The sequence below is a fragment of the Pseudomonas violetae genome, from assembly GCF_023072615.1.
Classification (GTDB): Bacteria; Pseudomonadota; Gammaproteobacteria; order Pseudomonadales; family Pseudomonadaceae; genus Aquipseudomonas; species Aquipseudomonas violetae.
On record NZ_JAKNRW010000035.1, the window covers coordinates 13,420 to 25,055 of the forward strand.

The 11,636-nt window shown below is 60.3% G+C and carries 12 protein-coding genes and 1 pseudogene; 5 read left to right on the forward strand and 8 right to left on the reverse strand.

The genetic code is table 11. The features are described 5' to 3' along the window. Window positions 1–27: 27 nt before the first annotated feature. Window positions 28–726 (reverse strand): glutathione binding-like protein, encoded by a 699-nt coding sequence (locus L9059_RS25495; RefSeq protein WP_247293631.1) that lies wholly within the window; start codon window positions 724–726, stop codon window positions 28–30. Window positions 727–1,075: 349 nt separating this feature from the next. On the opposite strand from L9059_RS25495, the gene L9059_RS25500 reads away from it, so the two are divergent. Next, window positions 1,076–1,750, forward strand: a complete 675-nt coding sequence (locus L9059_RS25500; RefSeq protein ID WP_247293633.1) for a histidine phosphatase family protein — start codon at window positions 1,076–1,078, stop codon at window positions 1,748–1,750. A gap of 64 nt (window positions 1,751–1,814) precedes the next feature. Next, window positions 1,815–2,870, forward strand: a complete 1,056-nt coding sequence (locus L9059_RS25505; protein ID WP_247293634.1) for a permease — start codon at window positions 1,815–1,817, stop codon at window positions 2,868–2,870. A gap of 37 nt (window positions 2,871–2,907) precedes the next feature. On the opposite strand, the gene mnmH is transcribed toward L9059_RS25505, so the two are convergent. Beyond that, window positions 2,908–4,011: a tRNA 2-selenouridine(34) synthase MnmH gene (mnmH, locus tag L9059_RS25510; RefSeq protein WP_247293635.1), complete on the reverse strand. Its 1,104-nt coding sequence runs from the start codon at window positions 4,009–4,011 to the stop codon at window positions 2,908–2,910. Continuing rightward, a complete protein-coding gene (gene selD, locus L9059_RS25515; protein ID WP_247293636.1) occupies window positions 4,011–5,045 on the reverse strand; it encodes a selenide, water dikinase SelD in 1,035 nt (344 codons plus the stop codon). The genes mnmH and selD overlap by 1 nt, the downstream gene beginning before the upstream one ends. Window positions 5,046–5,306: 261 nt before the next feature. Between selD and L9059_RS25520 the strand changes: the two genes are divergently transcribed. Continuing rightward, window positions 5,307–6,263 (forward strand): nucleoside-specific channel-forming protein Tsx, encoded by a 957-nt coding sequence (locus L9059_RS25520; protein WP_247293637.1) that lies wholly within the window; start codon window positions 5,307–5,309, stop codon window positions 6,261–6,263. A gap of 99 nt (window positions 6,264–6,362) precedes the next feature. Continuing rightward, window positions 6,363–6,590, forward strand: coding sequence for a DUF6555 family protein (locus tag L9059_RS25525; RefSeq protein WP_045060943.1), 228 nt, complete (start codon window positions 6,363–6,365; stop codon window positions 6,588–6,590). A 69-nt stretch (window positions 6,591–6,659) separates the two neighbouring features. Here L9059_RS25525 and L9059_RS25530 read toward each other — a convergent pair whose 3' ends face one another. From L9059_RS25530 to L9059_RS25540, 3 genes are all read right to left on the reverse strand, one after another. After that, entirely contained in the window at window positions 6,660–6,827 is a 168-nt protein-coding gene (locus tag L9059_RS25530) for a metallothionein (RefSeq protein WP_247293638.1), read from the reverse strand. Between the two features lie 81 nt (window positions 6,828–6,908). Then, entirely contained in the window at window positions 6,909–7,361 is a 453-nt protein-coding gene (locus L9059_RS25535; protein WP_045060942.1) for a DMT family transporter, read from the reverse strand. A 2-nt stretch (window positions 7,362–7,363) separates the two neighbouring features. After that, window positions 7,364–7,855, reverse strand: a complete 492-nt coding sequence (locus L9059_RS25540; RefSeq protein WP_247293639.1) for a DMT family transporter — start codon at window positions 7,853–7,855, stop codon at window positions 7,364–7,366. A 183-nt stretch (window positions 7,856–8,038) separates the two neighbouring features. On the opposite strand from L9059_RS25540, the gene L9059_RS25545 reads away from it, so the two are divergent. Further along, a complete protein-coding gene (locus L9059_RS25545; RefSeq protein ID WP_247293640.1) occupies window positions 8,039–8,974 on the forward strand; it encodes a LysR family transcriptional regulator in 936 nt (311 codons plus the stop codon). 909 nt (window positions 8,975–9,883) lie between these two features. Here L9059_RS25545 and L9059_RS31100 read toward each other — a convergent pair. After that, a complete protein-coding gene (locus tag L9059_RS31100) occupies window positions 9,884–10,705 on the reverse strand; it encodes a methyl-accepting chemotaxis protein (RefSeq protein WP_428480300.1) in 822 nt (273 codons plus the stop codon). Window positions 10,706–10,741: 36 nt separating this feature from the next. Further along, window positions 10,742–11,566 (reverse strand): annotated as a pseudogene (locus L9059_RS31105) (cache domain-containing protein); the annotation flags it as partial. Window positions 11,567–11,636: the final 70 nt, after the last annotated feature.

Here is an 11,636-nt window from a genome sequence, read left to right on the forward strand (position 1 = left end):
GGCCTTTCCCTGGTCTTGTTGAGTGGGTTACTTCGGTATTTCCAAGCCGCGCATGACCGCAGGCCGCGCCAGGAAGCGCTCGAGCACTCGGGTGACGTTCTTGAAGTCGTTGATGCCCACCAAGTCGCCCGCGTCATAGAAGCCGATCAGGTTGCGCACCCAAGGAAACGTGGCGATGTCGGCGATGGTGTAGCGCTCACCCATGATCCAGTCCTGCCCTTGCAGGCGGGTATCGAGCACCTTCAGCAGACGCTTGCTTTCGTCGACATAACGACCCAGCGGGCGTTTGTCCTCGTATTCTTTGCCGGCGAATTTATTGAAGAAACCGACCTGACCGAACATCGGCCCGATGCCGCCCATCTGAAACATCAGCCACTGAATCGTCTCGTAACGGGCCACCGACTCCTGGGCCAGTAACTGCCCGCTCTTGTCGGCGAGGTAGATCAGAATCGCCCCGGACTCGAACAGCGCCAACGGCTGATCGCCCGGACCGTGAGGATCGAGGATCGCCGGAATCTTGTTGTTGGCGCTCAGCGAAATGAACGCTGGGGACAGTTGGTCATTGGTTTCGAAGCTGACGCGATGGGGCTCATAGGGCAGCCCGATCTCTTCGAGCATGATCGACGCCTTGACCCCATTGGGGGTTGGCAGTGAATACAGCTGGATCCACTCGGGGTACTGGGCCGGCCATTTTTGTGTGATGGGGAACGCGGACAAATCAGTCATGGGAGCATCCACAAGGAAAATGTACGCCGATCATAATCCGTAGGAGCTGCCGAACGCTGCGATCTTTTGCTGTTTTTTGACGGGATCGACAAGCGCAAAAAATCGCAGCCTTCGGCAGCTTCTGCGACGAGTTGTAACATCCTGTTGGTAACTTTTCCTACATCCGAGAAAGCATCCCGGTAGAGTGCGGCGCACCTGTCGGGATCGAACCAAATGGGCTCAAGGCACTCAGAGCTTTGCCCTTTCGGAAACGGACCGGCTCAACGACATGGAAAACACCCGACGCTGGATGCTCGCGGTGTAAAGGTTTGTCAGCCTTAACCGAATGCGCTGAAGAACCCCTAATTCGATGATGAAACTCTTGAAATTTGCCAATCGCTTCAAGCATCGCGCCTATCTTTTCCTGCCAGCGCTGCTTGCCACCAGTGCGGTGTTTCTGTCGCTGGAGTCCAGCGAAAGCCGCGCCCAGCCGGCTGACGGTACCCAGACCCTGGTGTTCCTGCGCCATGCGGAAAAACCCGAGGGCGGCCTGGGCCAGCTCAACTGCCAAGGCTTGAATCGCGCCATTGACCTGGCGACTCTGCTCCCGGAAAAATTCGGCAAGGCCGACTACGTGTTTGCGGCGAACCCGACGCGCAATGTAGAGGAAGGCGAGCTGGATAACTCCTATAGCTACATTCGTCCCCTGATGACCATCAGCCCTAGCGCGATCAAGCTCGGTCTGCCGGTGAACATCAACTTCTCGGCCAACGACACCAGCGACCTGGCCGACGAACTGCTCGACGACAAGTACCATAACTCGGTGATCTACACCGCCTGGTCCCATGGTTACCTGCCCGAGCTGATCAATAAGGTGGCAGGCGACGCTGTGGGCAAGAAGCAGAAGATTACCGAAGACTGGGAATCCAGCGATTTCGACTCGTTGTATGTGCTGACCCTGACCTGGCACAACGGCAAGGCCAGCCTGAAAAGCCACACCTACAAGCAAGGCCTGGATAACGGTCGCCAGACCTGCCCAACGTAAGTATCTGCACCAGGGAGGAGCTGGGCTATCATGAGCCCTCTCCTTCTTCCCCCAGGAACTCTCCATGTCGCTCTTATCCACTGCTGCCCCCTCACGAGGCTGGTCGTTCTGGTGGAAACCTGCACTCTTCGTCCTGGTTGCCTGTATCGGCCTGTATTACGTCAAATGGTCGCCCTACTACGCCAAGGCCTTTCTCGCGGCTGACAATCACAGCATCGGCGCCTCGATACTCAACGACGCCCCGACCGCCCCCCTGGCCGCCGCGCTGACCTACGCCAAGGTGTATTTCCTGGCGATCTGGAAAGCCGCAGTACTGGCGGTGATTCTCGGTTCACTGCTTCAGGTATTGATCCCCCGGGACTGGCTGCTGCGCCTGTTTGGCCGCGCCGGTTTTGCCTCGACCGTACGCGGTGGCCTGTTCGCCCTGCCTGGCATGATGTGTTCATGCTGCGCGGCACCGGTGGCGGCCAGCATGCGTCGCTCCAATGTGTCGGTTGGCGCCGCGCTGGCGTTCTGGATCGGCAATCCGGTGCTGAACCCGGCCACGCTGGTGTTCATGGGCTTTGTGCTGGGCTGGGGCTTTACGGCGCTGCGCCTGGTCGCGGGCATCGTGCTGGTATTTGGCGTGTCCTGGGTCGCGCAGCGCATGTCCGGCCCTCAGGCACTGCCTGAAGCGGCTGTCGAAGCCGTGAGTGAAGCCAGCACGGTGGATGTGCAACCGTTCCTGGTGCGCTGGGGCCGCACGCTCTGGCAACTGTTCTGGAGCACTATCCCGATTTACATTCTGGCGGTGCTGGTGCTCGGTGCAGTACGGGTCTGGGTGTTTCCGCACATTGATGGCGCCATGGCCAACAGCCTGATGTGGCTGTTGCCACTGGCGATCATCGGCACCTTGTTCGTGATTCCCACGGCGGCGGAAATCCCGATCGTGCAAACCATGATGACCCTGGGCATGGGCACCGCCCCGGCCGTTGCCCTGCTGATGACCCTGCCGAGTATCAGCCTGCCGTCGCTGCTGATGCTGCGCAAGGATTTCGATGGGCGAGTGCTGGTCAGCGTGGCGCTGATGACCATGGGGATTGGCGTGGTCAGCGGGTTGATTGGGGCGGCTGTGCTGTAGATTTTGTGGCGCCCGTGAGGGCGCCATTGCGGCAACATCACCCCCGCTGAACAGCCCGCTCTCGCAAATAGTCGAGCACCGCATCCCGCTCCCCGGCAAACTCGATCCGCGCGCCTTTTTTCTCCCGCTGGAACGCATACATCGGATCGTAGTACTCGCTCAACAACCCTTCGATCCAGGCACGATGCAGATCCACCGAGCCGCTGCGCGCCTGTTCTTCCAGGGCGTCCTCCATTAACAGCAGCATGCGCCGGTGCCGCTCGCCACCCAGGCGTTTTTGCACATTGTTGAGGCTCTCCAGCAACCGCTCGGAGAACAGCGCAAACCCGACATCGCCATGCACAGTGATGAATTCGGCGCACAGGTCCACCACGTAGTCCCGCAGGATCCGCTCGACGCGCCCTTGCAGGCTGTCTTCCAGCCAGACCATCGGATACTGCTGCATGCCCTGGAACAACGGGAGCGGCAAGGCGCAGCTGCCGACGGTGCGGCTCTCGTCTTCCAATACGAACCGCTCGATGCCAACAGCCCGCTTTTTCAGGATGTCCACCGCCAGGCGGTTTTCAAAATCGATGTTGGAGGGCTGTTCCGTGGCGCGTTTGCCGAAACTGGAGCCACGGTGATTGGCATGGCCTTCCAGGTCCAGGCCGTTGCTCAACTGCGTGAGCAGCTCGGTTTTGCCGGTACCGGTCATGCCGCCCAGCAAAACGAAATCACACTGCGTCACCGCCTGGTCGACCGTATCCAGCAAAAACGAGCGCATGGCCTTGTAGCCGCCACCGACTCGTGGATAGTCGATGCCCGCCTCGTCCTTGAGCCACTGCTGGACAAGCTGCGAGCGCAAGCCACCACGCAAGCAATACAGGTAACCTTCAGGATGGGCCCGGGTAAAATCAGCCCACGCCTGGATGCGTTCGGCCTTGATCGCACCCGACACCAGTTGGTGCCCGAGTGTAATCGCTGCCTCCTGCCCGTGCTGCTTGTAGCAGGTGCCGATGCGTTGCCGCTCGTGATCATTCATCAGAGGCAGGTTGACCGCCCCGGGAAACGCCCCCTTGGCGAATTCGACCGGTGCGCGGGCGTCCAGCATGGGTCGGTCGTTGAGAAAAATAGCGCGGTAGTCGGTGCAGTCGATCGACATCAGAACACCTCGACCGCGTGGGTCTGTCGCTCGACCAGTTCACCGATGGGCTCAAGCGTCAGTCCCAGTTCGGCGGCTACGCTCAGAAACTGCGGGCTGCCTGCGGGAGTGACCGCGATCAGCAGGCCGCCACTGGTCTGCGGGTCGCAAAGTACACGCTTGTGCAGTTCCTGCAGACGTCCCAGTTTGCTGGCATAGCTGTCGAAATTGCGCAGGGTACCCCCAGGTACGCAACCCTGTTCGAGGTAATACTCGACACCGGCCAGGCGCGGCACGCGATCGTATTCGATACGCGCGGTCAGGTGGCTGCCATCGGCCATTTCCACCAGGTGCCCAAGCAGGCCGAATCCGGTGACGTCGGTCATCGCGGTCACGCCTTCAAGCTTGCCGAAACGGCTGCCGGGCTTGTTCAGGGTGCACATCCAGTCCCTGGCCAGCCCGATGTCGGCGTGGCGCAACTTGCCCTGTTTCTCGGCGGTGGTCAGGATGCCTATCCCCAGGGGTTTGGTGAGATACAACAGGCACCCGGCAGTCGCGGTGTCGTTGCGCTTCATGTGGCGCTTTTCCACCAGTCCGGTCACGGCCAGGCCGAAAATTGGTTCGGGCGCGTCGATGGAGTGCCCGCCGGCCAAAGGAATGCCCGCTTCATCGCAGATCGAGCGGCCGCCACGAATCACTTCCCGGGCGATTTCCGGGGCCAGCACGTTGACCGGCCAGCCGAGGATCGCGATTGCCATCAGCGGATCGCCGCCCATGGCGTAGATATCGCTGATGGCATTGGTGGCGGCGATACGACCGAAGTCGAACGGGTCATCGACAATCGGCATGAAAAAGTCGGTAGTCGAGACCACACCGCGCTCTTCGTCGATGGCATAGACCGCAGCGTCATCACGCGAGGCGTTGCCGACCCAGAGATTTGGATCCAGGTTCTGCGCCCCGCTGCCCGCCAGGATCACTTCCAGTACCTGAGGGGAAATCTTGCAGCCGCATCCTGCGCCGTGGCTGTATTGGGTCAGACGAATCGGATTGCTCATGGGTGGCACCTTGTGTAGTCAGGTCGACAATCCTACAGCAATCACCCGGTACGATCTTTGGGCGATCGTGCAAAAACAACCGCCCTGGCGGGCAGCCAAAGTGCCGGCAGCCCGCGCGCCACTGTGCCTCGACCTGCTATCACCGTCGAATCTGGTATGGGTTGTGCAAACGTTTGCGAGCTGCTGATAGCAGCGTGTTCGACCCATAACAACGACAGCCTGGAACACCGGGCACCCGATGGATTTCGAAAGGGATTTTCAATGAATGCGACACTCCGCCGCGTAACCGGCACGCGCAATTTATCTGTTTCCTTACTGCTCGCCGGCGTTACAGGACTACTCAGCGACAACCTTGCCGCGCAACCCGTCACCACCGAAGAATCCGCCCAGGGCGCATCCCTCAGCCCAGAAGCCAGCCCGCCGAAACAAGGCGCCTACCTGTCGGACTGGTTCAATCAGGACCTGACGCTGATCGGCAGTAAGGACATCAGCTTCGGACCGCAACCGGCCGACGACATCTACCTGGAATACGAATATTTCGGGCGCAAGGGGCCCTTCGAGCTATACGGCTACATCGATATCCCGAAGATCTTCAACATCGGCAACAGCCATGACAAGGGGGTCTGGGACCGCGGCTCGCCGGTGTTCATGGAGCACGAGCCGCGGATTTCCATCGACTATCTGGCGGGCCGCAGCCTGGCCATTGGCCCGTTCAAGGAATGGTACGTGGCGTTCGACTGGATTTATGACCATGGCAGCAATAGCGCCAACCGCGCCAATACGCTGTACAGCGGGCTGGGCACCGACATCGACACTCATTCGCGGGTTAATTTGTCGGCGAATTTCTACGGGCGTTACCAGTGGGAGAACTATGGCGCCAGTAATGAGTATTCGTGGGACGGTTACCGTGCACAACTCAAGTACATTGTGCCGATCAGCAATTTCAGCAATGGCGCGTCGCTGACCTATATCGGCTTCACCAATTTCGATTTCGGCTCGGATTTGCACAAAGACAACCCGGCGCGCACGGCTAATGCGACGGTGGCGACCAATGTGTTGCTCTACTCGTTCACTCATCTGCGTTTTACGTTGGTGGGACGCTACTTCCACAACGGTGGGAATTGGGAGGATGGCAGCGTGTTGAATTTTGGCGATGGAAATTTCAGGGCGCGGTCTGATGGGTGGGGGTATTACGCGGGGGTTGGGTATCAGTTTTAGGTTGGGAGCCCATCCAAACTCGCCGCCGTCTGACAATCCGACTGAATTTTCCGGCCCGCCAACGATCCTTCTAATACCACAGGGAGAATCACGGGCTTTATGAACAACGCAAAATTATTCGTCATTGAATACACCCTTCATGGCGCCCCCAAGTCTTTCATTATCCGTCTGGACAAGATGGACAACGCAGAGGCCTGGCATTGGGCAAGCTGTGACGCGGGCGTGGGTCGGATCCCGCGCTTTGGCAGGGAGAAGGTGCAGAAAACCAGTAAGCCGATGGCCGAGAAGTTCGGCGTCGAGAATGTGACATGGCGCCCGGCCGGCTGACGCGTATGAAGAACGTTTATTCAAAATGACAGTGGAGCCTGAAAGGCTCCACTTTGTTTGCGTGGCCGCTCAACTGTCAGCGCACTTGCAGCCTTTGGATGAGCACGTTTCGCCATGCTCATGGTGCTTGGCGCAGGCTTCGCAGCAGTAATGCTTGCCGTGTCGAGCGATCGGGTGCTCACCCAACTCGCACTGGCATTTGGGGCAGTCGCAGGTATCGGTCTTGGTCACGGTCATGGTCTGACTCCATCGGTATAGTCGTCCGGATGCGGCGGATGCGCACCCGTGATTACATTGTAGGAGCTACAGAGGTTCGCGTTACGCCTGCCGGGTATTACTGCGATACATGAACACCAGCGCCAATGCCAGGCACACCATCGCCAGGATCCGGCTGCCGGATAACTCGATTGCCGGATTGCCCAGCCAGCCGAAATTGTCGATCAGCATACCCATGCCCAACTGCCCGACGATCACCGCCACGGTGGCGACAGCCGCCCCTACTCGTGGCACCGCGCCGACCATCACCATCATGTAGACCACGCCGAACAGTGCGCCGCTGAGCTGCCATTTCGGCACGTCCAGCAGACTCACCGCATGGGCCGGTTCGAAGAACAGGATCAGCAACCCCGTGACCACAGCGCCAACCACAAAGGTCAACAGGCTGCTGCGTAACACGCCCACCGTTTCGCCCAGGCGTCCATTGATCGCCGCCTGCACACTCAACACTGCACCGGCCGCCACGACCACTGCCAACAAGATAAACAGACTCATCATCAACCCCTGGCAATCAGAACAAGTGCGGCAACTATCAGCAGCAAAGCCAACCAACGTTCACCATTGACCTTTTTACGCGCCGCGCCGAACCAGCCGAAATGGTCGATCAGCACGCTTTTGCCGACCTGCCCGGAGAGGATCGCGATCATCGTCATGGCGATGCCGATATGAGGAGTGGCCAGCGTCAGCACGATCACGTACACCGGCCCCAGGAAACCGCCGATCAACTGCCAGCGCGGCAAGGTGTTGAACGCCGGCCCCTGTTGCGGGCCGCTCAATAACAACAGCAGGAATAGGATGGCCGAGCCGACACCAAAGATGCTCAAGGTCGCCCACAGATGCCCGACTTGAACCCCGAGGGGTCCAAGCAACCCGGCCTCCACGGAAAGCCCCATGCCGGCGAAGATCACCAGCGGCAACAGCAGCAGCCGCAGCCCCGGTTTAGTGGCGGGCGTGGCAATGACGTCTGCCTGTTCGATTGAAGAGTGCATAGAGATAACCCGTGATCAGTTAACACACCCATGTGGCAGCGAGCCTGCTTGCGAAAGCGATGTATCGCCAGAAGGCTCCCTCTCACAGAGTGAAGGAGGCGTGCATTATCGGCTGGCTTCCCTTTGCGATAAATGGGAGCATCCAGACAACACTTTTGCGCATTACGCACAGCAGGATCCATCATGCAGGGTCTCAACGAATTCGGGTTCAAGGCGCTCAGGCTTTTTGTCGCGGTGCTCGACCATGGCAGCTTCTCTGAAGTCGCCCGCCGTGAAGGCCTGGCGCCCTCTTCCATCTCACGGCAGATCCAGCTGATGGAACAGGCCCTGAGCCAACAACTGCTCTACCGCCACACCCGCGCTGTCACCCCCACCGAAGCCGGGCGCATGCTGGGGCATCACGCGCGGTTGGTGCTGGTGCAGCTCGAAGAAGCCGAACAAGCCCTGCAGGAGCAGCAAAGCGAGCCGAGTGGGCTGGTGCGGATCAACGCCCCGGTGGTCTTCGGGCAACGGCATCTGACGCCCTGGCTGGGCCAGTTGTGCGAGCGCTACCCGAAGCTGCAACTGGATATCCAGCAGACCGACAGCTACGTCGACCCGCTGCAGGAAGGTGCCGACCTGCTATTCCGCATCGGCCCCCTGCACGATTCGAGCATGCAGGCGCGGATTCTGGCGCCCCATCGTTTCCAGGTGGCGGCCAGCCCGGCGTATCTGCAGCATCGCGGCACGCCACGTCATCCCGACGATCTCGTCGTCCATCAATGCCTGGTCTACAAAGGCGTGGCGGGTCAACAGCGCTGGTTTTTCCGTAAAGGGCAGCAGGACTGGATGCCTTACTCGGTCAAGGGGCCAATCACCGGCAACCATGCCGACACCCTCACTCAAGCGGCGGAACAAGGCCTGGGACTGGTGATGTTTCCGTCATGGCTGATTGGCGAAGCCGTGCGTAACGGCACGCTGGTGCCGGTGCTGGAGGAGTATCAGGTATCCAATAGCCTCGAGCCACAGCAGATCGCCGTCCTCTGGCCCGGAAGCCGCCGGTTGTCGGTGAAGGTCAGGACGGTGATAGATTTTTTCGTCGAGTGCTTCGGCACAGTGCCCTACTGGGACCGACCTTAGCAGCCGGGCTGTCGACACCCCGTGACGAGTTAGCTTGGAACACCAACCCTGTGGCGAGGGAGCTTGCTCCCGCTCGAGTGCGCAGCGCTCGCCAGATGTCGGGGCCGCTGCGCACCCAGCGCGAGCAAGCTCGCTCGCCACAGGAGCTCATTGGTCACTGGACTGTGCTTGACCACAGGACTGGGCTTGGCCACCGGACTGGGCTGACTACAAGAATATGCAGGAGACAAAAAAACCCAAACACAATCGAGCCTCTCCTGCCGAACACTAACCCCGTGGCGAGGGAGCTTGCTCCCGCTCGAGTGCGCAGCGCTCGCCAGTGGGTGGGGCCGCTGCGCAGCCCAGCGCGAGCAAGCTCGCTCGCCACAGGAGCTCATTGGTCACAGGACTGTGCTTGACCACAGGACTATGCCTGGCCACAGGACTGTGCTGACTACAAGAATATGCAGGAGTCAAAAAACCCAAACACAATCGAGCCTCTCCTGCCGAACACTAACCCCGTGGCGAGGGAGCTTGCTCCCGCTCGAGTGCGCAGCGCTCGCCAGATGTCGGGGCCGCTGCGCAGCCCAGCGCGAGCAAGCTCGCTCGCCACAGGAGCCCATTGGTCACAGGACTGGGCTTGACCACAGGACTGTGCTTACTACAAGAATATACAGGAGACAAAAACACCAAACACAATCGAGCCTCTCCTGCCGAACACTAACCCCGTGGCGAGGGAGCTTGCTCCCGCTCGAGTGCGCAGCGCTCGCCAGTGGGTGGGGCCGCTGCGCAGCCCAGCGCGAGCATGCTCGCTCGCCACAGGAGCTCATTGGTCACCGGACTGGGCTTGGTCACAGGACTATGCCTGGCCACAGGACTGGGCTTGGCCACAGGACTGTGCTTGACCACCGGACTGTGCTACGCCAGACGTCAGATACGAAACTGCCCAACCAGCCTACCCAACCGCTGCCCCAGGTCCGCCAGGCTGCGAGTGGTTTGCGCGCCGAGCTGGGTTTCGTCAGCGACGCTGTCCACGGCTGCCGCAATCTGATGCACGCTGCGGTTGATCTCTTCGGCCACGGCGGTTTGCTCTTCGGCGGCGCTAGCGATCTGCGCGTTCATCGAGTTGATCGTGCCGATAAGCTGCGCCATCGCGTCCAGCGAAGCGCCCGCTTCGTTGGCCTGGACGCTGGTGCCGTCGCCGGCCTCGCTGGAACGGCGCATGGCCTCCACTGCTGACTGCGTGCCCGCCTGCAAACGGTCGATCATGCTCTGGATTTCCTGGGTGCTGATTTGCGTGCGGCTGGCCAGCGCCCGCACTTCGTCCGCCACCACTGCAAAGCCTCGACCCGCCTCACCGGCGCGAGCCGCTTCGATGGCGGCGTTGAGGGCCAGCAAGTTGGTCTGGTCAGCGATCGAACGAATCACCCCCAGCACGCTGACAATCGACGACACATCCTTCTGCAAGCTGTCCAGAGACACGCCGCTGCTGCGAATATCGTCCACCAGCGCATGAATTTTTACGATGCTACCGGCCACAACCCGCTTGGCTGCCTGGCCTTCTTCATCCGTCTGCTGGGCCGCCACCGCAGCGTTCTGCGCGCTTTTAGCGACTTCCTGGGCCGCCGCCGACATTTCATTGATCGCCGTGGCAACCTGGTCGGTTTCGTGACGCTGGCGCTCCATCGCCAGGTCCGAGCGTTGGGCCTGATCGGACACCTGAGTGACCAGGCCGGTCAGCTGCGAAGTCATTTCAGTGATCTGCTGCACCAGCCCATGGATCTTGTCGACAAAACGATTGAACGAGCCTGCCAGCTCGCCGAGTTCATCCTGGCTGGTAATGGCCAGGCGGCGGGTCAGGTCACCCTCGCCGGCGGCGATGTCGTCGAGGTTGGCTTTCATCAGGTGCAGTGGACGCAAGATGGTATTGGACAAAAACACGCCCGCTGCGGCGATCACCAACAACACCACTGCAGCGATACCGAGAATGCTCCACACCACCCCTTTCATACGCTCATCCACCTTGGCCTCGACCAGCGCCACCTGCGCCTCGATACCGTCGAGATTCACCGACGTACCGACCGCCATATCCCACTTCGCCAGGTAGTCGGTGTAGCCAAGCTTGGGCACGAGCACCTGGGTGTTGCCCGGTAACGGCGAGCTGTATTGCAGATAATGGGTGCCTTCCTTCGCGACTTTCACCAAGTCGCGGTTGACGTACACGCCGTTCGGGTCGCGGTTGTCCTTGAAGCTCTGACCGACGCCATCCGGGCTGTTGGCCTTGAAGAGGCGCACGGTATTGGAGTCATAACCGAAGAAGTAGCCATCCTTGCCGTAGCTTATGCTCGACAGCAATTTGATCGCCTGCGCCCGCGCGCCGTCGTCGCCAGGGGTGGCGGCATCGTAGAGCGGTTTGATCGTGGTCATGGCCACGGCCACGTAGCTTTGCAGCGTGGCCTTGGCGTCGGTGAGCAGGCGTTGCCGGGTTTCCTCGACTTCCTTGCGCGCCTGTTCCTGGAGGATCAACAGCGTAGTGAGGCTGATGACCAGCGCAAAGAGCAGCACCGGGAAGACCGCGAGTGACAGGACTTTAGCCTTCAGGCTCATGCGCATGACGTTTACTCTTTTGATTTTATGGGCGTGCCTGAAAGCTTTAACGGCACGCCGAACCAAAAGTTGAATG